We start from the raw sequence: 20,931 nt of genomic DNA on the forward strand, positions 1-20,931 counted from the left end.
ACTCCCATCCATCTACGCACGCCAATGTTACAGGGGATGTCACTTTCGGTGATCAGTCCGGCACTCTCAGACCGCGAGCGCCTGGCGGACCGACCGTTCGGCGTCCCGGCCACCGTCGCCGGTGGCGGTGACCCGGCCGGACTCCAGCACGTAGTGCCGGGTCGACACCCGCAACGCGAAGCCGAGGTGCTGCTCGACCAGCAGCACCCGGATCCCGGCCCCGGTGGTCAGCTCGACGATCCGGTCCTGGATCTCGGCGACCACCGACGGCTGGATGCCCTCGGTGGGCTCGTCGAGCAGCAGCAGCCGGGGCCGGGTGACCAGCGCACGGGCGATGGCCAACTGCTGACGCTGACCGCCGGAGAGCAGCCCGGCCCGCCGCCGCAGCAGGCTCCGCAGCGCCGGGAACAGGTCCAGCGCCTCGGCGGTGGCGGCGGCCCCGTCGCGCCGACCGTCGGCCACCAGCCGCAGGTTTTCCGCCGCCGTCAGGTGCGGGAAGCACTGCTGGCCCTGCGGCACGTACGCCAGGCCCCGGGCGACCCGCTGGTGCGGGGCGAGCCGGGTGACGTCCTCCCCGTCGAGGGTGACCGTGCCGGCGCGGGGGCGCAGCAGGCCGACGGCGACCCGCAGCAGGGTGCTCTTGCCCGCGCCGTTGTGGCCGAGCACGGCGGCCACCCCGTCGGCGGGGACGGCCACGTCCACCCCGTGCAGCACCTCGCTGCGGCCGTAGCCGGCGTGTATCCCACGCAACTCCAACATCACGCCTCCGGTGCGGTGTCGACGCCGAGGTAGACCTCCTGCACCCGGGGGTCCGCCTGGACCTGGGCGACGGTGCCCTCGCTGAGCACCTTCCCGGCGTGCAGCACGGTCACGCTGCGGGCGAAGCGGCGCAGGAAGTCCATGTCGTGTTCGATGACCACCACGGTGCGGTCCCGGCTGACCGTCTCCAGCAGGACGCCGGTGGCGTCGCGTTCCTCGTGGCTCATCCCGGCGACCGGCTCGTCGAGCAGCAGCAGCCGGGCGTCGGAGACCAGCAGCATGCCGATCTCCAGCCACTGCTTCTGCCCGTGCGCCAGCGCGCCGGCCGGCTGGTCGCCCCGGTCGGCCAACCCGATCGTCTCCAGCGCGGCGGCCACCTCGTTGGGGATCCGGTTGCGCCGTCGGGCCAGCGTCCACCAGCTCCGGGTGGCCCCGGCGGCGATGTCGAGGTTCTGCACCACGGTCAGCTCCTCGAAGACCGAGGCGGTCTGGAAGGTCCGGCCGATGCCGAGCCGGGCGATGCGGTGCACGTCCCGGCCGAGCAGTTCCCGGTCGCCGAAGCGGACCGAGCCGGTGGCCCGGACCAGCCCGGTCACGGCGTCGACCACCGTGGTCTTCCCCGCCCCGTTGGGGCCGATCAGGAACCGGATGTCCCCGGGCGGCACGTCGAGGTCGACCCCGTCGACGGCGGTGAACCCGTCGAAGGTGACCCGCAGGTCGCGTACGCACAGGCCGTCGAGCTGCGTACCGGTCATGCCGCCGACACCTCCGTCCGGGCCTCGGCCGGGTCTGCCACCCGGCTCCGCCGCCACCACCGCGCGCCGGCCGGGTCCGACCGGCGCTTGCGGGCCAGCACCCACAGCGACGCCAGGCCGCCCGGCAGGAACGCCACCACCAGCACGAACAGCAACCCCTGCAGGTACGTCCAGGTGCCCGGGAACCGTTCCGACAGGGCGGTCCGCGCCCAGGCCACCGCCACCGCGCCGAGCACCGGGCCGAGCAGGGTGGCCCGGCCACCCACCGCGACGCCGATGACGAACTCGATGGACGGCACGATCCCGATCAGCGCGGGCGAGATGATCCCCACCGCCGGGACGAACAGCGCCCCGGCCAGACCGGCCATCCCGGCGGCGATCACGTAGCCGACGAGCTTGACGCCGGCCGGGTCGTAGCCGAGGAAGCGGACCCGTTCCTCGCCGTCGCGGACGGCGACCAGCAACTCGCCGTAGCGGCTGCGGATGAGTTGCCGGGCCAGGGCCAGCAGCGCGAGCAGGCTGGCGGCGATGATGAAGTAGACCATCCGCTGGTTGACCGGGTCGTCCAGGTCGTACCCGAAGAAGCCCTGGATGTCGGTGAGGCCGTTGGTGCCGCCGGTGGTGCCCTGCTGGCCGACGAGCAGGATCACCATCGCGGCGGCGAGCGCCTGACTGAGGATGGCGAAGTAGGCGCCGCGGACCCGGCGGCGGAACACCAACGAGCCGAGGCCGAACGCGACAGCCATCGGCAGCAGCACGGTGGCCGGCAGCGCGATCCACGGGCTGGCGAACGGCCGCCACCACAGCGGCAACTCGTCGAGCTGGCCGTAGAGCTGCATGAAGTCGGGCAGTTCGCCGGGGCCGGCGTCGGCGAGCTTGAGGTGCATGGCCATCGCGTAGCCGCCGAGGCCGAAGAACACCCCCTGGCCGAGGGTGAGCATGCCGCCCCGGCCCCAGGCGATGCCGATACCGACCGCGACCATCGCCACGCACAGGTATTTGGCCAGCAGCGACAGCCGGAAGTCCGACAGGGTCAGCGGAGCCACGGCGAACAGCAGCGCTGCGCCGAGGGCGAACCCGGCGGCGGTCCGCGCCGGGCCCTCGAACCGGCGGCCCCGCCGGCCGCCGGCCGGGGTGCCGGCAGCGCTGGCGGGATCGGTGCCGACCAGCGGCGCGGCGGTCATGCGAGGCTCCTGGTACGCAGGGTGAACAGCCCCTGGGGCCGCCACTGGAGGAACGCCACGATCGCCACGAAGACGATCACCTTGGCGACGCTGAGCGTGGTGAGGTACTCGCCGGTGGCCTGGAGCACGCCCAGCGCGAAGGCGACGATCACGCTGCCCTTGAGCTGGCCGATACCGCCGACCACGACGACCAGGAAGGCGTCGATGATCAGGTTGGTGCCCATCGTCGGGCCGATCGGCCCGAGCAGGGTCAGCGCGACCCCGGCGACGCCGGCCAGCCCGGAGCCGATGAAGAAGGTGGTCCGGTCGACCCGGGCGGTGGGGATGCCGGAGACGGCGGCGAGGTCGCGGTTCTGCACCACCGCGCGGATGCGTCGCCCGAGCGGGGTGAGCCGCAGCGCCAGGGTCAGCGCCAGCACGGCGGCCAGCGCGAGGGCCAGGATGAACAGCCGGTTGTTGGCGACGGTCAGCCCGCCGGGCAGGGAGATGTTGCCGGTCAGCAGCGCCGGGGCCCGGGTCTGCACGTTGGGGCTGCCGAAGACGTCGCGGGCCAGTTGCTGGAGCATCAGCGAGACGCCCCAGGTGACCAGCAGGGTGTCCAGCGGGCGGGCGTAGAGGCGGCGGATCAGCAGCACCTCCAGCAGCACGCCCATGACGCCGGCCACCGCGAAGGCGACCGGCAGCGCCACCAGCAGCGACCAGCCGGCGGCGGTCACGGTCTGCTGGAGCACGTAGGTGGTGTAGGCGCCGGCCATGATGAACTCGCCGTGCGCCATGTTGATCACGTTCATCTGGCCGAAGGTCAGCGCCAGGCCGAGGGCGATGAGCAGCAGCACCGCGCCGATGCTGATGCCGGTGAAGAGCTGACCGAAGAGGACTGTCACGTTCGCGCTCCGAAGTGGTGGGTCGGCCCGGGCGAGGGTGCCTCCCGCCCGGGCCGGGATCGGTCAGCTCAGGCCGCTCGCCCAGGGGTAGCTCTTCAGGTACGGGTCGGGCGTGATCGGCTGGCCCGAGTTCCACACCTCGGTGATCAGCCCGTCCGCGCCGACCTTGCCGATCCGGGCGGTCTTGGCGATGTGCTGGGTGGGGCCGTCCACGGTGACCAGGCCCTCCGGGGCGTCGAAGGTGATGCCGCCGGAGGCGGCCCGGACCTTCTCCACCTCGAACGTGCCGGCCTTGTCGACCATCGCCTTCCACAGGTACACCGCGACGTAGGCGGCTTCCATCGGGTCGCTGGTCGGCTTGTCCGCGCCGTACTTGGCCTTGTACGCGGCGACGAACTTCTGGTTCGCCGCGCCGGGGGTGGTCTGGTAGTAGTTCCAGGCGGTCAGCTGGTCCTTGAGGTACTGGGTGCCGATGCCCTTGACCTCCTCCTCGGCGATCGACACCGACACCACGGGCATGCTCGCGGCGGTCAGCCCGGCGGAGGTGTACTCCTTGAAGAACGCCACGTTGCTGTCGCCGTTGAGGGTGTTGAACACCGCGTCGGCCTTCGACGAGCGGACCTTGTTGACGATGGTGCCGAACTCGGTGGAGCCGAGCGGGGCGTAGTCCTCGCCGAGCACGGTCATCCCGTTCGCCGCCGCGTACGCCTTGATGATCTTGTTGGCGGTACGCGGGAAGACGTAGTCGCTGCCCACCAGGTAGACCGACTTCTTACCCTGCGCCTTGAGGTAGTCCAGGCCGGGCACGATCTGCTGGTTGGTGGTGGCCCCGGTGTAGAAGATGTACGGCGACTGCTCCAGCCCCTCGTACTGCACCGGGTAGAACAGCAGCGCCTTGTTCTTCTCGAAGACCGGCTTGACGGCCTTGCGGCTGGCCGACGTCCAGCAGCCGAAGACGGCGGCGACCCGGTCCTGGGAGATCAGCTTCTCGGCCTTCTCGGCGAAGGTGGGCCAGTCGGACGCGCCGTCCTCACCGACCGGGACGATCTTCTTGCCCAGCACGCCGCCGGCGGCATTGATCTCCTCCACGGCGAGCATGATGGAGTCCCGCACGGTGACCTCGCTGATGGCCATGGTGCCGGAGAGCGAATTGAGCAGGCCGACCTTGACGGTGTCGCCGGACACGTCGGCGCTGACCCCGGCTGTCGACTTCTCGTCGGAGGTCTTGCTGCCACAACCGGCGAGCGCGGCGGCGGCAATCAGTGTCATGGCGCCCGCCAGGATGCGGCGGCCCCGGAACTGTGACATTCATTCTCCCTGCGGAGCGATGTTCGCCGGATAGTTTCCGTGCCGGCCCACACTGGCCGGCAGATATTGCTGTCAATGATTGGTAGGCGGTGCGGTCGCGGTGCACGTCGGCGGCCTCGTCGCGCGACGGGTGGGGCGTCACGGCGGCGGTCCGCAGTGGACTTCCGGGCAGCAAAAGCCTCTGCCCACTTGATTGCCGCCACGTTTCCCGGCCCTTAATTGACTGTTTCCCGGGCCGATCTCGACACACACAAAAAAGGCCACCGCACAATGCACGATGACCGATCACAAAAAGCGCAAAGCCCGCCCGACACGGGGCGGAACACCAACCACCAGACCCACCCAACAATACGCAGGAATGGCGATTACTTCACGCAGGAAGCATCCTAGAACCCCCACCCACCCCCCTGTCAACACCCCCCACTCCCCCACCCACCCCCCACTCCCCCACCCACCCCGCGCCCCGCCCATCCCCCGCCCGCGTGATCAAGAGGTTTGCGTCAGCCGTGGCGCTGGAACTGACGTAAACCTCTTGATCACCGGGGACAACAACCGGGACAAGCGGGGACAACCGGGGGCGGGACGGGCGGGAGGGGGAGCGCGGGGGTCAGAGTTCGGCCAGGACGGTGAAGTCGAGGCCGTCGGCTTCGGCGAGGTAGATGCGTTGGCGGACGTGCCGGCGGCGCAGCTGCAACTCGCCCCGGGGGCCGTGGTAGGTGACCGCGTCCGCCGTCGCCCCGATGGCGCGGACGTCCAGGGTGCGGGCGCGGGCGATCAGGGCGGCGAGCAGCATCACGCCCTCGTAGCAGGACTCCCCCAGGCTGCCCAGCGGCGGCGCGTCCACCCCGAACCGGCTGGCGAACGCCCCGTGGAAGTCCAGGTTCTCCCGGGTGACCAGGCCGGCGAAGAACCCGGCCGTGCTGAACAGCCGGCGGGTGCCGCCGACACCGCTGGCCAGCAGCATGTTCTCGTCCATCAGGGTGCTCAGCCGCAGGCACCGCTGGTCCAGTGCGGAACGGCCGAAGGCGCGGTTGAACCGGACGGCGTCGGCGCCGACGAGCAGCATCAGCACCGCGTCGGCCTCGGCCCGCTCGATCTCCCGCAGCACCGGCCCGAAGTCCTCGGTGCCCAGCGGCAGGAACGCCCGCCCGCACACCCGCGCCCCGTCGTCGCGGGCGTACCGCTGGGCGGCCTGCGCGGTGCGGCGCGGCCAGACGTAGTCGTTGCCCACCAGGTACCAGCGGCGCACCCCCTGCTCCCGGGCGAGCAGCCGCATCGCCGGCCGGAGCTGGGCGTCGGGCGTCTCGCTGGTCAGGAACACCCCCTCGGTACGCTCCCCGCCCTCGTACAGCGCGGTGTAGACGTACGGCACCCGGTGCGCGATCCGGGGCGCCACCGCCTGCCGGACCGACGAGATGTGCCAGCCGGTGACCCCCTGCACCGCGCCCGTGGACACCAACGCCTCCACCTCGGCGGCGACCTGCGCCGGTGGCGCACCGCCGTCGACCGGCACCAGCCGCAGCTCCCGGCCGAGCACCCCACCGGCCCGGTTGACCTCCTCCACCGCCAGCTGGGCGCACAGCTCACAGGTGGGGCCGAACATGCCGGCCGGGCCGCGCATCGGGAAGACCAGCGCGACACTGACCACCGACCGGTCGACGGTCAACCAGGGGGCCGCCCCGGCCGGGCCGCCCGGGCGGGACGACGGCTCCGGCACGCCGTGGGGGCCGGGCACCGGCACGGACATGCTGACATGATTGCCGGCAACCCTGGCGGGCCACCAGACCCGACCGAAAACCGGGACGCTTCGGTAACATGGCAACCCACCGAACGGGGAGAGACATGGCCGACGATCCCACGACGCCCGTCGACCTGATGCGTGCGCTGACCCGCGCCGAACGGCTGCTCGCCCGCCGGGTCGGCGCGGTGCTCACCACCGAGGGGCTCACCGTCGAGGCGTGGCGGGTGCTCTGCCGCCTCGCCGACGGGCAGGGCCACCCGATGAGCGAGGTCTCCACCGAGGAGTCGTTACCGCCGGGCACCCTGACCAAGATCGTCGACCAGCTCGTCGACCAGAACCTGGTGCACCGCCGGATCGACCCGTTCGACAGGCGACGCATCCGGGCCTACCTGACCCCCCGGGGCCGGCGCGAACACGAGCGCATCGACGCCCTCGTCCGGGTCGAGCTGGCCGGGATCATCGATGACGCGGAGCTGACCGGGCAGCTCGTCGACCTGGTCGCCCGGCTCGACCCCCGCCGGCAGCCGGTCCGGGCCGGCTGACCGGAACGACCCGGTCCACCAGCGATTCCGCCCGGAGCATGGCCGGCGGCGATCCGGCGCGGGCGCCGGCACGACAGGTCGCCGACCGGCTCGCCGGGCGGCAGCGACGCCCGGCAGGAAGCCCTCGCGATCGACACCACCGCACCCCGCGCCGCCCGGGCCGGGGGCGGAAGCGAGACAGGGGCCCGGCCGGTGACAGGTGCGGGGTGCGGGCTGCTAGGCGACCGGCACCACGTCGGTCCCGGTGCGGGCGGTGGGCCGACGCGGACCTGCCCCCGGCACCCCCTCTGCGGCTACGCCCCCGGGCGGGCTGTGCCCGTCGGCCGGGGTGGTGAGCAGGGCAGGCGGGATGTGCGCGTCGGCCGGGAAGGCGAGCAGGGTACGCAGGGTGTGCGCGTCGACGGCGGTGGCGGTGAGCAGGGCCGCCGGGCCGCCCGCCAGCGGCAGCCAGGCGGCGGACGCCCCGGGGCCGGCGGGGAGCACCCGGCCCCGGGGCTGACCGCCGCCGTCCACGGTGGCCGGTCCCGACGCGGCGGCGGGACCGACCACCAGCAGTGAACCGGTCGCCGTCGCCCCGCCCAGCACCGCCGGCCCGGCCCAGCCGGGAGCGGCCGGGCCGGCCGCCAGGGACTGGCGCAGCAGCGGCCGGCCGGCGTGGTCGACCGAGGTGGCCACCACGACGTCGCCGGCGGGTTCGCCGTACCGGCCGCAGACCAGTTCCTCGCGCCAGAGCAGCCGGGCCCCCTCGGCGAGGGTCACCCGGGACTCGGCGACGTGGTCGCAGCCGGCCGCCGCGACCAACTGCTCCGGCAACCAGTGCAGGGTGCCCCCGTCGTGCACCACCGCCTCGACCCGCATCCGGGAGACCGCCCCTGCCCGGCCGGGCAGGGCCACCGAGGCGGCGACGGTACGCACCCGCACCGTCGCCCCCGGCCCCACCTCGACGCTCAACCGCAGGTCGTCACCGGCCAGCGGACCGGCCGCGCCGCCGACGACGTACACCGTGGGGACGCCCTGTTCGGCGGCGGCCTGGCGCAGCAGCAGCGGCGACTCGCCGCGCAGCTCGCGCAGCACGGTGCGGCCCTGCCGCTCGGCGACCGCCACCACCCGGGCGACCGCGCGCATCAGGCGACGGCCAGCCGGCCGCGATGGTGGGCCAACTCGTGGCGGACCCAGTCGGCCACCCCGGTGGCCAGCGGGTCGCCCACGATGGACAGGAACACCGTCGGCAGGTCCCCCCGCCGGGCCCGGGCGTCGCGGTCCATCACCGACAGGTCGGCCCGGACCAGCGGGGCCAGGTCGGTCTTGTTGATGACCAGCAGGTCGGCGGCGGTCACCCCGGGCCCGCCCTTGCGGGGCACCTTGTCGCCCCCGGCGACGTCGACCACGAAGATCTGCCGGTCGACCAGCCCCCGGCTGAAGGTGGCGGTGAGGTTGTCCCCACCGCTCTCCACCAGCACCAGGTCCAGCGGCCCGACCCCGTCGACCAACTCGTCGATGGCGTCGAGGTTCGCGCCGATGTCGTCGCGGATCGCGGTGTGCGGGCAGCAGCCGGTCTCCACCGCCCGGATCCGCGCCGGGTCGAGCACCCCGGCCCGGCGCAGGAAGTCGGCGTCCTCGGTGGTGTAGATGTCGTTGGTGACCACGCCCAGGCGCAGCTCGTCGGCGAACGCCCGGCACAGCGCCGCGACCAGCGCGGTCTTGCCCGACCCGACCGGCCCGCCGATGCCGACCCGCAGCGGGCGGGCGGTGGGCGGCAGCGGGGCGTGCGGGTCGACCCCCGGCTCGGGGTGGGTGTGCGGCACGGTCTCGTCGTGCGGGATCGACGCGTGCGGGGTCGGCGATACGGTTTCAGGACGCAAAGAGACGCACCTCCCAGGTGGTGTGGACTTCGGCGTGGATGTCGGTGAGCGGGGCGGCCGGGGCCGGCAGCCACTCGGGTGGATCGTCGGCGGTGGCGACCGCGCGGGCCGCCGTGGCGTCGCAGTCGACGGCCAGCGCCGCCAGCACCGCGTGCACCCGGTACGGGTCGAGCCCGAGCAGTCGTACCGCCGCGCTGGCCGGTCCGGTGACCGAGCCGTACGCGGCGACGGTCGCGACCGCCACCGGGTCCAGGCCGGCGGCGGCGGCGACCAGGCCGAGCACCAGCGGCTGGTGTGGCCCGGACGGGTCGGTGGGCAGGGCGTCGAATCCGCCGCCGGGCCAGATCTCCCGGCCGGCCCGCAGCAGCGCCCGGCCCTGCCGGCGGGAGACCGCCCGCAGCGCCGGGGCGGCGGTACGGGCGTCCAGTTCGGCGTCCAGTCGGGCCAGCGTCGCCCTGCGGTCGACCACCCCGGCGGTCCGGTGCGCCGCCACCGCGAACGCGGCGGCGACCAGCCCGCCGGTGGCCAACCGGCCGCGCAGGAACCCGGCCAGGGTGGCCGGGTCGGTGACCAGGCCGGCCGCCACCGCCGCCTCCAGGCCACCGGAGTGGGCGTGCGCCCCGGCGGGGAACCTGCCGTCGGCCAGCAGCAGCACCAAGCTCGACGGGGTCATCAGAACAGGTGGTACCGCTGGGCCATGGGCAGTTCGACGACCGGTTCCGGGTCGACCACCACCCCGTCGATGCGGACGGTGAAGGTGTCCGGGTCGACCTCGATGCGCGGCAGCGCGCCGTTCTCGGGCAGGTCGGCCTTGCCCCGCGAGCGTACGTCGGCCACCGGGACCAGCGGGCGGCGCACGTCCAGCCGCAGGCCCGCCTCCAGCGCGGCCGGCGCGACGAACGTCACGCTGGTCGCGGCCGGCACCACGCCGTACGCGCCGAACATCGGCCTCGGCAGCATCGGCTGCGGGGTGGGGATGGAGGCGTTCGCGTCGCCCATCTGCGCGTACGCGATCATCCCGCCCTTGACCACCAGGTGCGGCCGGACGCCGAAGAACGCCGGGTCCCAGAGCACCAGGTCGGCGAGCTTGCCCGGTTCCACCGAGCCGATCTCCCGTTCCAGCCCGTTGGCCATCGCCGCGCAGATGGTGTATTTCGCCACGTAGCGGCGGGCCCGATGGTTGTCGGCCGGGCCGTCACCGGGCAGCGCGCCCACCCGGCGCTTCATCACGTGTGCGCTCTGCCAGGTCCGGGTGATCACCTCGCCGACCCGCCCCATCGCCTGCGAATCCGAGCCGATGATGGAGATCGCCCCGATATCGTGCAGCAGGTCCTCGGCGGCCATCGTGGACGGCCGGATCCGGCTCTCGGCGAACGCCAGGTCCTCCGGCACCGACGGGTTCAGATGGTGGCAGACCATCAGCATGTCGAGGTGCTCGGCGAGGGTGTTGCGGGTGTACGGCCGGGTCGGGTTCGTCGACGACGGCAGCACGTTCGGCTCCCCGGCCACCGTGATGATGTCCGGCGCGTGCCCACCCCCCGCCCCCTCGGTGTGGTACGAGTGGATCGCCCGCCCGGCGATGGCGCGCAACGTGTCGGCCACGAACCCGGCCTCGTTGAGGGTGTCGGTGTGGATGGACACCTGCACCCCGGACGCGTCGGCGACCCGCAGGCAGGCGTCGATCGCCGCCGGGGTGGTCCCCCAGTCCTCGTGGAGCTTGAAGCCACCCGCACCGGCCCGCAACTGCTCCCACAGCGCCTCGGTGGAGACCGTGTTGCCCTTGCCCAGCAGCAGCACGTTCACCGGGAAGGCGTCCAGTGCCTCGTGCATCCGGGCCAGGTGCCAGGCGTTCGGGGTGACCGTGGTGGCCCGGGTGCCCTCGGCCGGGCCGGTGCCCCCGCCGACCAGGGTGGTGATGCCCGAGGTGAGCGCCTCGGTGACGATCTGCGGGCAGATGAAGTGCACGTGGGTGTCCACCGCCCCGGCGGTGAGGATCCGCCCGTTGCCGGCGATCACCTCGGTGGACGGGCCGATCACCAGGTCCGGGTGGACGCCGGGCATGGTGTCCGGGTTGCCGGCCCGGCCCAGCGCCACGATCCGCCCGTCGCGCAGCCCGACGTCGGCCTTCACCACCCCCCAGTGGTCCAGCACCACCGCGCCGGTGATCACCGTGTCCAGGGCGCCCTCGGCCCGGGTGGCCCGGGACTGGCCCATCGACTCACGGATCACCTTGCCGCCGCCGAAGACCGCCTCGTCCCCGCCGACGCAGTGGTCGACCTCCACCTCGATCAGCAGGTCGGTGTCGGCCAGCCGGATCCGGTCGCCGGTGGTCGGGCCGTACAGGTCGGCGTAGCGTCGCCGGTCCACGGTGCTCACCGGCCCGCCTCCGCGTCGCGCGGGTCGGACCCGTCGGCGTCCGGCCCCGGGTCGAGGGGGCCGGCGACCTCGCCGCGCAGCCCCGGCACGATCCGGGCCCCGCCCAGCGGCACCAGGTCGACGGTTCGGCTGACGCCCGGCTCGAAGCGCACCGACGTCCCCGCCGGCACCGCGAGCCGCTGGCCGTACGCGGCGGCACGGTCGAAGCGCAGCCCCGGGTTGGTCTCGGCGAAGTGGTAGTGCGAGCCGACCTGGATCGGCCGGTCGGCGGTGTTGACCACCAGCAGGGTGGTCACCGGCCGCCCCACGTTGATCTCGACCGGCCCGTCGCCGGGCAGGATCTCCCCGGGGATCACGGGATCGGGTGGTGCACCGTCACCAACTTGGTGCCGTCCGGGAACGTCGCCTCCACCTGCACCTCCCCCAGCATCTCGGGGATTCCGTCCAGCACGTCGTCGCGGCCGAGCACGGTCCGGCCGGCGGCCATCAGGTCGGTGACGGTCCGGCCGTCCCGGGCGCCCTCCAGCAGGAAGGCGGTGATCAGGGCGACGGCTTCGGGATAGTTGAGGCGCAGTCCGCGCTCGCGCCGGCGGCGGGCGACGTCCGCGGCGACGTGGACGAGCAGGCGGTCCTGCTCGTGGGGCGTGAGGAACACGGGATCTCCCGGGCGGCTCGGCGTGTTTCCCACCGTAACGGCCGGAACCGGGCCAGGGGCGCGGAACGGGCACAGGGCAGGAGGACACACGGGACCGCCGACGGGCCACCGGCAGGATGCTCCGGGGCCCCACCGGCCCCGGCCCGCCACGGGGCCACTCGGCGGTGGTGGTTGGGAAGGACCGCACCGCCAACCGCTGGTCCGACGGTAGAGGATCACCCCGGGCCGTGGCAACGCCCCGCCGGCCCGACCCGTTCCGCAGGCGTGCCCGGACGGGTCGGCCGCAAGCGCCACGAACCCGCAGCCGGGGTGTCGAGCCGTCCCGCCGCCGGCTGCGGCAGCGGCACGGCTGACCCCCGGGCGGGACAGCCGGGGGTCAGGTGCCCGGGGTGACCGCCGCCAGCCACTGCTGGGCCAGCACGGCGTGACCGGACGGGGTCAGGTGCACCCCGTCGTCGGTCCACACCCGGTCGTCGACATCGGCGGCGTCGAACCGCGCCTGCACCGCGAGCAGCGTCGCGTCGAACTCGGCGGCCAGCTTGCGTACCGCGTCGATCTTCGGGTCCAGGTCCTCGTGCCAACGCCGCTGGTCGTCGTCGACAGGCAGCAGGAACGGCTCCATCAGCACCAGTCGGACGCCGGGCAACGCGTCGCGGGCACCGGCCAGCAGGTGCCGGTAGTCGGCGGTGAACTCCTCGACGGTGGTGGTCTCGCCGCTGCTGTACCGCCGCCAGGTGTCGTTGATGCCGATCAGCACCGACACGACCTGCGGGGACAGTGCCAGGCAGTCGTCCGCCCAGCGGGCCCGCAGGTCGCGTACCCGGTCACCGCCGACGCCCCGGTTACGGAAGGTCGCCCCGCACTCCGGGTGCCGCGCGGTGAACCAGGCGGCGGCCATCATCGCCCAGCCCACCCCGAGGTCGGCGGGATCGCTGCGGTCCCGTCCGGCGTCGGTGATGCTGTCGCCGATGAACAACACCCGGCCGTCGCGCGGGATCTCCACCGTCATCCGTCCGCTCCCCTGTCGTTGTCGGACGCCCATCATCCCCCGCTGTCCGACCCGGACACCAGCCGAGAAGTCGACGCGGCGGGTGGTGTCCATCGCCGGTGCGGGCCGGCCGACCGGTACAGTGGTGCTCCGCATCCGACGCCCCACCGGGTGTCGTGCGTGAGCGTCAAGCAGCGGCGCGGTCCCCGGCCCGTCCCGGCGGTTGCACCCGCGGCCCCCCGGCATGGACCGATCATCACGCGCCGCCGGCTCCGGCCGGTGGTTTCGCGCCGGTTCGCAAGGACGTCAGACGCCATGCCGCAGTCACCGCTCGACCTCACCGAGGCTGTCCTCCGGTTGGGGTCCATCCGCCACGACGAGATGGGCCTCGACGCCGTCCTGTCCCGGATCACCGAGGTGGCCCTGGAGAGCATCCCGGACGCCGCCGAGGTGACGGTGACCCTGGTGCACGGCACCGAGGCGACCACCGCCGCCCACACCGGCGAGGTCGCGCTCCAGCTCGACAGGTGGCAGTTCGAACACGGCCGTGGCCCGAGCCTGGACGCGGCCACCACCGGCACGGTGCTGATCGTGGCGGACATGACCGAGGAACGACGCTGGCCGGAGTGGGCGGCCCGGGCGCACGCCGTGGGGGTGTGTTCGTCGATGTCGCTGGGCCTGCCGATCCAGGAGGCGGTGGTCGGTGCCCTCAACCTCTACGGCACCCGGCCGCACGCGTTCGGTCCGCTGGCCGCACCGGCCCGGACGTTCGCCGACCACGCCGCGGTGGCCCTGGCCAACGCCCACCTCTACGACAGCACCGCGACCCTGGCCGGGCAGATGCAGGAGGCGATGCGCAACCGGGCGGTGATCGAGCAGGCCAAGGGCATCATCATGGGGCAACGCCGGTGCACGGCCGACGAGGCGTTCGCGCTGCTGGCCCGGGTGTCACAGAACTCCAACCGCAAGCTGCGGGACGTGGCGGAGGCGCTGGTGCGGCAGGTCACCCGGCCGGTGCCCGGTCAGCCCACCGCCGCTGACCGCTGACACAGGACGGTTCAGCGGCTACCGGCGGTGGCCCGACCGACGAGGGCGGCGGCGACGTCGCGCAGCCGGCGGTGGGAGTCCTGGGAGAGCTTGGCGAGGATGCCGAAGGCCTCGTCGGCGGTGCACCGGCGTTGCCCCATGATGATGCCCTTGGCCTGCTCGATCACCGCCCGGCTCTCCATCGCCGAGCGCATCTGGTCGGCCAGGGTCGCGGTGCTGGCGTAGAGGTGGGCGTTGGCCAGGGCCACCGCCGCGTACGCGGCGAACGTCCGGGCCAGTTCCACCGTCTCGGCGTCGAACGCGTGCGGCCGGGTGCCGTAGAGGTTGAGGGCGCCGACCACCGCCTCCTGGATCGGCAGGCCGATCGCGACCACGCTGCCGACGCCGGCGTCGACGGCCCGCGTCGCCCAGCCCGGCCAGCGTTCCTCGGTGCCGGTGTCGGACACGACGAGGGTGTCGCCGGTGACCGAGGCGTCCAGGCACGGCCCGTGGCCCTGCCGGTACTGCCACTCGTCGAGCCGCAGCGCGTTGTCGCCGGTGACGGCGACGCTCTGCGGGCTGCCGCCGCGCAGCAGGGTCACCGACGCCTCGGACACCCCGCGTAGGCTGCGGCAGGCCAGGTCGGCGATCATCCCCAGCACCTCGTCCACCCCCACCTCGTCGAGGCGGATCCGACCGAGTCGGGTCAGGGCGTCGTGCGGGGAGAGCGGGGGCGCTGCCATCACGCGACTCCTTTCCGGCGGACGTCCCCACGCCGCGGTGGCGGGGACGCGTGGCGCGTCGGCCCCCGGCCCGACGGTGGGCCCGGCGCACCGGGGTGCGCGACAATCCGCACCATACCCGCACCTGGAGCCGGCCGCCTCCGCACGAACCACTGGCCGGTGACCCGCAGGGGCCGGTCAGGCCAGGTAGGTGGGCGGCACCGCGTCGGTGAGCCACACGCCGTTGGCGCTGCGGTAGAAGGTGTGGCCGTCGCGGGCCATGGCCGCCGCGTCGACGGTCAGCACCACCACCGCACCACCCCGGCGGGCCCCGACCCGCCGGGCCGTCGACACGTCCGGCGACAGGTGTACGTGGTGCCGTGCGCCCCGGTTGAGCCCGGTGGCCCGGATCGAGTCGAGGGCCGCGGCCCCGGTGCCGTGGTAGAGGCGGGCGGGTGGCGGCTGCCCGGTCAGCCCCAGATCGACCGGGTAGGAGTGGCCCTGGCTGGCCCGGATGCGGTCCACCCCGTCGGCGTCCCGGGTCACCGCGAACCGTTGCTTGTCGTTGTCGGCGACCACGGCGTCGAGGGTGGACCTGTCGATCCGCAGGGCGGCCAGCAGGTCGGTGACGGCCACCCACCCGCCCGGGTCGGGAGCGAGTCCGAACCGGGCGGGTCGGTGGCGCAGGGCCAGTGCGATCCGTTTGCTGGTCCGCACCAGCGTGTGGTGATCCATGTCGAGCATTGTCGGGCCGGTGGCGGGCCCGCTCCACCGGTTATCCGGTGCCGTGCCCGCCCGTCGCCGCCGGGTCAGCCGGCGACGCGCAGCGCCTCGGCGAGGGTGGTGGGCCGGCGACCGAGCAGCTTCTCCAGGTGCTCCACCGGCACGTACAACGCCCCGTGGGCGATGCCCCGGTCGGCGTCGGCCAGGGTGGCGGCGTACGGCTCGGGCAGCCCGGCGGAGACGAGCACCTCGGTGTACGCCGGCACCGGCAGGTCGGTGTAGCGGACGTCGTGTCCACTCTGGCGGGACACCTCGGCGGCCAGTTCGGTCATGGTGAACGCCTCGCCGCCCAGTTCGTAGACCTGACCGGCGTGCCCCTCGGTGGTGAGCACCACGGCGGCGGCCTCGGCGTAGTCGGCCCGGGTGGCGGCGCTGACCCGGCCGTCGCCGGCCGACCCGGCGACCCCGTGGGCCAGGTAGTTGGCCAGCTGACCTGTGTAGTTCTCCAGGTACCAGCTGTTGCGCAGCAGCACGTACGGCAGCCCGGAGGCGCGAAGTTCCTCCTCGGTGGCCCGGTGTTCGGTGGCCAGCAGCAGGTCGGAGGTGTCGGCGTGGGCGATGCTGGTGTAGACGACCAGACCGACGCCGGCCTGTCGGGCGGCCTCGATCACGTTGTGGTGCTGGGGCACCCGCTGGCCGACCTCACTGCCGGAGACGAACATCAGCTTCTCGGCGTCGGTGAAGGCGGCGCGCAGCGAGTCGGGGTCGGTGTAGTCGGCCGCCCGGACCACGACACCCCGGTCGGCGAGGTCGGCGAGCCGGTCCACGGTGCGGCCGAGGGCCACGATCTGCCCGGCAGGTACGCCCCGACGCAGCAGGGATTCGACGATCAGGCGACCCAGGTGGCCGGTGGCTCCGGTGACGACGACGGACATGGCGCTCTCCTTCGGATGACGTGTTCTTGTCGTACTGGCCAACACGCAGGTGGGAGCCGATACTTCCCGACGGAGAGTAGGCACCTTGAAGTTTGTGACGCACTGATGGAGAGTAAGGGGATGCGACCCGACCCGTTCCAACGCGACTGCGGCAGCCGGCAGGTCATCGACCGGATCGGCGACCGGTGGAGCGTGCTCGTCGTGCTCACCCTCGCCGACGGCGAGCGGCGCTACGGCGAACTCGCCGAGCACATCGACGGGATCAGCCAGAAGATGCTCACCCAGACCCTGCGCGGGCTGGAACGCGACGGCCTGGTCACCCGCACCGTGCACGCCAGCGTCCCGCCCCGGGTCGACTACGCCCTCACCGACCTGGGCCACAGCCTGCTCGACCTGGTCTCCGGCCTGGAAGCCTGGGCCACCACCCACCTCGCCGACGTGCAGGCCGCCCGGGTCCGCTACGACGCCGAGGTCCTGCGCCGCCCGCCGGCCACCACGCGACCCGCCCGACGGTAAGGGGCGGACGTGAGGGCCGTCATAACGGGTGGACGACCGGCGGGGCGCTGCTGCTAGATTTCGGGCAGGTCATGAGCGCCAGCGTCAAGCCCCGGCTCGCTGGCCGGCAACCCTCCGCCACGGTGGGGTGCTCCGGGTGAGGACCAGGCACCGGTGAACGGCCCGGTGCAAGCGTGGCCTGGTCACCCAGGTCGACACCGATCAGGGAGAACCCGTGTCGAACCATTCACCCGCCCCGCCCGGCGACGGCGTCACCGTCGTGACCCGACCCGGCGTCCGGTCCGTCGGCGTACGGCTGGTCAGGCGGCGACACGTCGACCTCATGCGGGTACACAGCGACTCCTGTCGCCGCTAGTCGAACCCCTCTTCCCGTGACACCTCAGCGGGATGCCCGGTGGGCATCCCGTCGGCGGCGCGCGTCCGCCGCCGCCCGACCACCTCCGGAGACACCCGTGCGATTCCTTCCTGCCCTGCCCACCCCCCGACTGCTCCGCGCCACCTGGACGCGGGTCGCCGCGCTCGGCGTCGCCGCCCTGCTCGCCGGCACCGCGCTGACCGCCTGCGGCGGCGACTCCGAGTCGGCCGACAACCCGTACGGCCTGCTCCAGCCGGGGGTGCTGCGCGCCGGCACGCTCACCGACGCCCCACCGAACGTCTACCTCAAGGACGGCAGGTTCACCGGCTTCGACAACGACCTGCTCGTCGCCGTCGCCGGCAAGGTCGGGCTGACGGTCGAGTTCGTCGGCACCGACTTCTCGGCGCTGCTCTCCCAGGTCAACAACCGCAAGTTCGACGTCGGCAGCTCCTCGATCACCGTCACCGAGGCCCGCCGCAAGACCGTCGACTTCGGCAACGGGTACGACTTCGGCTACTTCGGCCTGGACGTGCCGGCCGGCTCCCCGCTCACCGGCTTCGACCAGCTCGCCGGCAAGCGGGTGGTGGTCGTGCAGGGCACCGTGCAGGACGACTACGCCACCTCGCGCAAGCTCGACCCGGTGCGGGTGCCCGACTACAACGGGGCGATCAACCAGCTCAAGGCCGGCACCGCCGACGCCTGGATCGCCCCCGCCGAGATCGGCGAGAAGTCCGCCGCCGACAGCAACGGCAAGATCACGGTGGCGGCCACCGAACTGAGCCCGGCCCCCACCGCGTACGCCGTCGCGAAGGGCAACGACGCGCTGCGCGAGGCGCTGGACAAGGGCCTCGACGAGGTCATCGCCGACGGCACCTGGACCCGGCTCCAGCAGCAGTACTACCCGGGTCGGCCGATCCCGGCCGGCTTCACCCCCGGCAGCGGCGACGTCACCGCCCCGGGCGCGGCGGCACCGTCGGCGTCGGCCACCTCCTGACGGTACGACCAGACCAGCGAGCGGGGCGGTAGGAGAACGATGGATCCGTTGAGCACCCTGTGGGAGACGTTCTTCGACGGGGAGTCCATGCGCGAGGCGCTGCCCGAGATGCTGACCGTCGGGCTGCCCAACACGTTGATCCTGGCGGTCTCCGCCGCCCTGCTCGGCTCGGTGCTGGGCATGGCGCTGGCCGTGGCGGGCATCTCCCGCACCCGCTGGTTGCGGTGGCCGGCCCGGGTCTACACCGACGTGTTCCGGGGCCTGCCGGCCGCCGCCACCATCCTGCTGATCGGCGTCGGCCTGGCCCCGCTCGGCATGCAGGTGTGGGGGCCCAACCCGTACCCGCTGGGCATCCTCGCGCTGTCGCTGATCGCCGCCGCGTACATCGGGGAGATCTTCCGCTCCGGCATCCAGAGCGTGGAGGCGGCGCAGCTGGAAGGGGCCCGCGCGCTCGGCTTCTCCTGGGGTGAGGCGATGCGCCTGGTCATCGTCCCGCAGGGGGTACGCCGGGTGCTGCCGGCCTGGGTCAACCAGCTGATCGCGTTGATCAAGGACTCCAGCCTGGTCTACTTCCTCGGCCTGCTGGCCAGCCAGCGGGAACTGTTCCGGATCGGGCAGGACTACGCCGCCAACACCGGCAACCAGTCGGCGCTGCTGCTGGCCGGACTGTGCTACCTGGCGTTGACCGTGCCGCTTACCCACGCGGTCAACGCCATCGACCGGAGGCTGCGCCAGGGCCGGGCGGTCACCGTCGACCCCGACGACGACGGCGGGCTGGCCCTGGCCGGCGAGACCGCCCTACCGCAACCGCGTCCCACCCGGGAGGACCCCCGATGACCGCCGGCACCGCGACCACCACCCCGGTCAGCCTCGCCGTCCGCGACGTGCACCTGGCCTTCGGGGCGAACCGGGTGCTGCGCGGCGTCGACCTGGACGTCGCCCGGGGCGCGACGGCGTGCGTCATCGGCCCGTCCGGCTCCGGCAAGTCCACCCTGCTACGCACCGTCAACCGGCTGATCGAACCGGACGCCGGTGACGTCCTGCTCGACGGGCGCAGCGTGCTGCGCGACGACCCGGACGCCCTGCGGCAACGGGTCGGGATGGTCTTCCAGCAGTTCAACCTGTTCCCGCACATGACCGTGCTGCGCAACATCACCCTGGCGTTGCGCCGGCTCAAGAAGCTGCCCGAGGAGGAGGCGGTGGCGCTGGCCCGTTCGCAGTTGGCGCTGGTCGGCCTCGCCGCCAAGGCCGATTCCCGGCCCGCCCACCTCTCCGGCGGGCAGCAGCAGCGGGTCGCGATCGCCCGGGCGTTGGCCCTGCAACCTGAGGTGATGCTCTTCGACGAGGCCACCTCGGCGCTCGATCCCGAGCTGGTCAAGGGGGTGCTCGGGGTGATGGCCGAGCTGGCCGCCGGGGGCATGACGATGGTGGTGGTCACCCACGAGATGGGCTTCGCCCGCTCGGTCGCCGACACCGTCGCCTTCATGGACCACGGTGTCGTGCTAGAGGCCGGCGCACCGGAGGCGGTCTTCGAGGCACCGCAGCACCCCCGGCTGCGCCGCTTCCTGTCCCAGGTGCTCTGAGCCCCCGGACGGGCGACGCCGCCCCCGGCAGGCGGGAGCGGCGTCGGACGGTGCGGATGACCCGGCGGTCAGGTCATGTCGTCGTAGCGGCGGTCGATCGGCCTGGGCGGGGCCACCGGCTCGGAGGCGTGCACCGGCTCGGACAACGCCAGTTCCGGCGTGGCCACCACCGGGTCGTCGTCCAACTCCAGCGGCGACACCTCGTCGTCACTCAACCCCGCGTAGGAGCCGTCGCGCCGCTTCCTGCGCCGGTCGTTGATGAACGCCACCCCGACCGCGACGAAGTACAGCAGCGACAGCGAGAGGGCCAGCAGCGTCATGCCGAACGGACCCGGATCCGGAGTGGCGATCGCGGCGAACGCGAAGCAGATGAAGATGACCGCCCGCCACCAGCTCAGCAGGCGCTTCGCGCTCGCCACGCCGGTGAAGTTGAGCATCAACAGGATCAGTGGGAACTCGAACGCCACCCCGAACAGCAGGATCATGTTCGTGACGAACGAGATGTAGCGGGTCACCTCGAGCTGGGTGGACAGCCCGGTGACACCGGACTCCATCAGGAACGCGAGGCCCTTGTCCACCACCAGGTAGGCCAGGACCGCCCCGGCGGCGAACAGCGGCGCCGCGATCGACACGAAGACGTACGCCCACTTGCGTTCGTGCCGGTGCAGGCCGGGCGCGATGAACGCCCACAGCTGGTAGAGCCAGACCGGGGCACCGACGATCAGGCCGATCCAGAGCGCCAGCTTCAGCTTGAGGATGAAGCCGTCCGCCGGTGACAGTTGGAGGAACTGCTGACACTCGCCCGCCGCGTCGAGGGCACCGGGCAGCTGGCAGTACGGCTCCTTGAGCAGATTGAACGCGGGCTGCGCGAGCCAGAAGCCCACGATCAGCCCCACCACGATCGCCAGCGAGGCGCGGAACAGCCGGTTCCGCAGCTCGCGGACGTGCTCCATCAGGGTCATGGAACCGTCGGAGGCCCGTTCGAAGGTGCTGGGGCCACGTTTACGGAGTGCGAAGGCCACG

General features: G+C 73.0%; 23 protein-coding genes and 1 riboswitch. Of the genes, 6 read left to right on the top strand and 17 right to left on the bottom strand.

Annotated features, from left to right (window positions below; translation table 11 throughout):
• Positions 1 to 66: 66 nt before the first annotated feature.
• The 6 genes from urtE to JQN84_RS20520 all read right to left on the bottom strand — a co-directional run bounded on the left by urtE (position 67) and on the right by JQN84_RS20520 (position 6,637).
• On the bottom strand, positions 67 to 759 hold the full coding sequence (urtE, locus tag JQN84_RS20495; RefSeq protein ID WP_204960110.1) for an urea ABC transporter ATP-binding subunit UrtE: 693 nt from the start codon (positions 757 to 759) through the stop codon (positions 67 to 69).
• Positions 759 to 1,514 (bottom strand): urea ABC transporter ATP-binding protein UrtD, encoded by a 756-nt coding sequence (gene urtD, locus JQN84_RS20500; protein WP_204960112.1) that lies wholly within the window; start codon positions 1,512 to 1,514, stop codon positions 759 to 761. Before urtD ends, urtE begins: the two co-directional genes overlap by 1 nt.
• The gene (urtC, locus tag JQN84_RS20505; protein WP_204960114.1) at positions 1,511 to 2,698 is read right to left on the bottom strand and encodes an urea ABC transporter permease subunit UrtC; all 1,188 of its coding nucleotides are present in this window, start codon (positions 2,696 to 2,698) and stop codon (positions 1,511 to 1,513) included. Before urtC ends, urtD begins: the two co-directional genes overlap by 4 nt.
• Positions 2,695 to 3,582 (bottom strand): urea ABC transporter permease subunit UrtB, encoded by an 888-nt coding sequence (urtB, locus tag JQN84_RS20510; protein ID WP_204960116.1) that lies wholly within the window; start codon positions 3,580 to 3,582, stop codon positions 2,695 to 2,697. Before urtB ends, urtC begins: the two co-directional genes overlap by 4 nt.
• Before the next feature lie 63 nt (positions 3,583 to 3,645).
• The gene (urtA, locus tag JQN84_RS20515) at positions 3,646 to 4,851 is read right to left on the bottom strand and encodes an urea ABC transporter substrate-binding protein (RefSeq protein WP_239485763.1); all 1,206 of its coding nucleotides are present in this window, start codon (positions 4,849 to 4,851) and stop codon (positions 3,646 to 3,648) included.
• 646 nt (positions 4,852 to 5,497) lie between these two features.
• Entirely contained in the window at positions 5,498 to 6,637 is a 1,140-nt protein-coding gene (locus JQN84_RS20520; RefSeq protein WP_204960120.1) for a substrate-binding domain-containing protein, read from the bottom strand.
• 95 nt (positions 6,638 to 6,732) lie between these two features.
• On the opposite strand from JQN84_RS20520, the gene JQN84_RS20525 reads away from it, so the two are divergent.
• Positions 6,733 to 7,173, top strand: a complete 441-nt coding sequence (locus JQN84_RS20525) for a MarR family winged helix-turn-helix transcriptional regulator (RefSeq protein WP_204960122.1) — start codon at positions 6,733 to 6,735, stop codon at positions 7,171 to 7,173.
• Between the two features lie 216 nt (positions 7,174 to 7,389).
• Here the strand turns inward: JQN84_RS20525 and JQN84_RS20530 are convergent, their stop codons facing one another.
• The 7 genes from JQN84_RS20530 to JQN84_RS20560 form a co-directional block, all read right to left on the bottom strand.
• Complete coding sequence (locus JQN84_RS20530) at positions 7,390 to 8,298, bottom strand: urease accessory protein UreD (RefSeq protein WP_204960125.1); 909 nt, start codon at positions 8,296 to 8,298, stop codon at positions 7,390 to 7,392.
• Entirely contained in the window at positions 8,298 to 9,035 is a 738-nt protein-coding gene (gene ureG, locus JQN84_RS20535) for an urease accessory protein UreG (protein WP_088647759.1), read from the bottom strand. Before ureG ends, JQN84_RS20530 begins: the two co-directional genes overlap by 1 nt.
• The gene (locus JQN84_RS20540; RefSeq protein WP_204960127.1) at positions 9,025 to 9,708 is read right to left on the bottom strand and encodes an urease accessory protein UreF; all 684 of its coding nucleotides are present in this window, start codon (positions 9,706 to 9,708) and stop codon (positions 9,025 to 9,027) included. The genes ureG and JQN84_RS20540 overlap by 11 nt, the downstream gene beginning before the upstream one ends.
• Positions 9,708 to 11,411: an urease subunit alpha gene (locus JQN84_RS20545; protein ID WP_204960129.1), complete on the bottom strand. Its 1,704-nt coding sequence runs from the start codon at positions 11,409 to 11,411 to the stop codon at positions 9,708 to 9,710. Before JQN84_RS20545 ends, JQN84_RS20540 begins: the two co-directional genes overlap by 1 nt.
• Entirely contained in the window at positions 11,408 to 11,767 is a 360-nt protein-coding gene (locus JQN84_RS20550) for an urease subunit beta (protein ID WP_204960130.1), read from the bottom strand. Before JQN84_RS20550 ends, JQN84_RS20545 begins: the two co-directional genes overlap by 4 nt.
• A complete protein-coding gene (locus JQN84_RS20555; protein ID WP_145920177.1) occupies positions 11,764 to 12,066 on the bottom strand; it encodes an urease subunit gamma in 303 nt (100 codons plus the stop codon). Before JQN84_RS20555 ends, JQN84_RS20550 begins: the two co-directional genes overlap by 4 nt.
• Before the next feature lie 376 nt (positions 12,067 to 12,442).
• Entirely contained in the window at positions 12,443 to 13,075 is a 633-nt protein-coding gene (locus JQN84_RS20560; protein ID WP_204960131.1) for an SGNH/GDSL hydrolase family protein, read from the bottom strand.
• Positions 13,076 to 13,369: 294 nt separating this feature from the next.
• Here JQN84_RS20560 and JQN84_RS20565 point away from each other — a divergent pair, with 294 nt between their 5' ends.
• Positions 13,370 to 14,101 (top strand): GAF and ANTAR domain-containing protein, encoded by a 732-nt coding sequence (locus JQN84_RS20565; RefSeq protein WP_204960132.1) that lies wholly within the window; start codon positions 13,370 to 13,372, stop codon positions 14,099 to 14,101.
• Between the two features lie 11 nt (positions 14,102 to 14,112).
• On the opposite strand, the gene JQN84_RS20570 is transcribed toward JQN84_RS20565, so the two are convergent.
• The 3 genes from JQN84_RS20570 to JQN84_RS20580 form a co-directional block, all read right to left on the bottom strand.
• Positions 14,113 to 14,823, bottom strand: a complete 711-nt coding sequence (locus JQN84_RS20570) for a GAF and ANTAR domain-containing protein (RefSeq protein WP_204960133.1) — start codon at positions 14,821 to 14,823, stop codon at positions 14,113 to 14,115.
• Between the two features lie 177 nt (positions 14,824 to 15,000).
• Entirely contained in the window at positions 15,001 to 15,537 is a 537-nt protein-coding gene (locus JQN84_RS20575) for an RNA 2'-phosphotransferase (protein ID WP_204960134.1), read from the bottom strand.
• Between the two features lie 74 nt (positions 15,538 to 15,611).
• Positions 15,612 to 16,460 carry an SDR family oxidoreductase gene (locus JQN84_RS20580; protein WP_204960135.1) on the bottom strand — a complete coding sequence of 283 codons (849 nt, stop codon included), beginning with the start codon at positions 16,458 to 16,460 and terminating at the stop codon, positions 15,612 to 15,614.
• A 120-nt stretch (positions 16,461 to 16,580) separates the two neighbouring features.
• On the opposite strand from JQN84_RS20580, the gene JQN84_RS20585 reads away from it, so the two are divergent.
• From JQN84_RS20585 to JQN84_RS20600, 4 genes are all read left to right on the top strand, one after another.
• Positions 16,581 to 16,976: a winged helix-turn-helix transcriptional regulator gene (locus JQN84_RS20585; protein ID WP_239485764.1), complete on the top strand. Its 396-nt coding sequence runs from the start codon at positions 16,581 to 16,583 to the stop codon at positions 16,974 to 16,976.
• Between the two features lie 67 nt (positions 16,977 to 17,043).
• Positions 17,044 to 17,156: riboswitch (SAM riboswitch) on the top strand.
• Positions 17,157 to 17,428: 272 nt separating this feature from the next.
• Positions 17,429 to 18,325: an ABC transporter substrate-binding protein gene (locus JQN84_RS20590; protein ID WP_307821364.1), complete on the top strand. Its 897-nt coding sequence runs from the start codon at positions 17,429 to 17,431 to the stop codon at positions 18,323 to 18,325.
• A 39-nt stretch (positions 18,326 to 18,364) separates the two neighbouring features.
• Entirely contained in the window at positions 18,365 to 19,162 is a 798-nt protein-coding gene (locus JQN84_RS20595; RefSeq protein WP_204960137.1) for an amino acid ABC transporter permease, read from the top strand.
• The gene (locus JQN84_RS20600; RefSeq protein ID WP_204960138.1) at positions 19,159 to 19,908 is read left to right on the top strand and encodes an amino acid ABC transporter ATP-binding protein; all 750 of its coding nucleotides are present in this window, start codon (positions 19,159 to 19,161) and stop codon (positions 19,906 to 19,908) included. Before JQN84_RS20595 ends, JQN84_RS20600 begins: the two co-directional genes overlap by 4 nt.
• A 68-nt stretch (positions 19,909 to 19,976) precedes the next feature.
• Here the strand turns inward: JQN84_RS20600 and tatC are convergent, their stop codons facing one another.
• On the bottom strand, positions 19,977 to 20,930 hold the full coding sequence (gene tatC / locus JQN84_RS20605) for a twin-arginine translocase subunit TatC (protein ID WP_204960139.1): 954 nt from the start codon (positions 20,928 to 20,930) through the stop codon (positions 19,977 to 19,979).
• Between the last annotated feature and the right edge of the window lies 1 nt (position 20,931).

Source organism: Micromonospora humidisoli, assembly GCF_016900955.1.
GTDB classification, from domain to species: Bacteria; Actinomycetota; Actinomycetes; order Mycobacteriales; family Micromonosporaceae; genus Micromonospora; species Micromonospora wenchangensis.

Excerpts from the sequence above, each read along its gene's own strand:
- JQN84_RS20570 (WP_204960133.1), bottom strand. The coding sequence starts at position 14,823 with ATGGCAGCGCCCCCGCTCTCCCCGCACGACGCCCTGACCCGACTCGGT.
- JQN84_RS20565 (WP_204960132.1), top strand. The coding sequence starts at position 13,370 with ATGCCGCAGTCACCGCTCGACCTCACCGAGGCTGTCCTCCGGTTGGGG.
- urtD (WP_204960112.1), bottom strand. The coding sequence starts at position 1,514 with ATGACCGGTACGCAGCTCGACGGCCTGTGCGTACGCGACCTGCGGGTC.
- urtC (WP_204960114.1), bottom strand. The coding sequence starts at position 2,698 with ATGACCGCCGCGCCGCTGGTCGGCACCGATCCCGCCAGCGCTGCCGGC.
- JQN84_RS20600 (WP_204960138.1), top strand. The coding sequence starts at position 19,159 with ATGACCGCCGGCACCGCGACCACCACCCCGGTCAGCCTCGCCGTCCGC.
- JQN84_RS20525 (WP_204960122.1), top strand. The coding sequence starts at position 6,733 with ATGGCCGACGATCCCACGACGCCCGTCGACCTGATGCGTGCGCTGACC.
- JQN84_RS20580 (WP_204960135.1), bottom strand. The coding sequence starts at position 16,460 with ATGTCCGTCGTCGTCACCGGAGCCACCGGCCACCTGGGTCGCCTGATC.
- JQN84_RS20585 (WP_239485764.1), top strand. The coding sequence starts at position 16,581 with ATGCGACCCGACCCGTTCCAACGCGACTGCGGCAGCCGGCAGGTCATC.
- urtE (WP_204960110.1), bottom strand. The coding sequence starts at position 759 with ATGTTGGAGTTGCGTGGGATACACGCCGGCTACGGCCGCAGCGAGGTG.
- JQN84_RS20595 (WP_204960137.1), top strand. The coding sequence starts at position 18,365 with ATGGATCCGTTGAGCACCCTGTGGGAGACGTTCTTCGACGGGGAGTCC.
- JQN84_RS20560 (WP_204960131.1), bottom strand. The coding sequence starts at position 13,075 with ATGACGGTGGAGATCCCGCGCGACGGCCGGGTGTTGTTCATCGGCGAC.
- JQN84_RS20520 (WP_204960120.1), bottom strand. The coding sequence starts at position 6,637 with ATGTCCGTGCCGGTGCCCGGCCCCCACGGCGTGCCGGAGCCGTCGTCC.
- JQN84_RS20540 (WP_204960127.1), bottom strand. The coding sequence starts at position 9,708 with ATGACCCCGTCGAGCTTGGTGCTGCTGCTGGCCGACGGCAGGTTCCCC.
- JQN84_RS20575 (WP_204960134.1), bottom strand. The coding sequence starts at position 15,537 with ATGGATCACCACACGCTGGTGCGGACCAGCAAACGGATCGCACTGGCC.
- urtA (WP_239485763.1), bottom strand. The coding sequence starts at position 4,851 with ATGACACTGATTGCCGCCGCCGCGCTCGCCGGTTGTGGCAGCAAGACC.
- JQN84_RS20530 (WP_204960125.1), bottom strand. The coding sequence starts at position 8,298 with ATGCGCGCGGTCGCCCGGGTGGTGGCGGTCGCCGAGCGGCAGGGCCGC.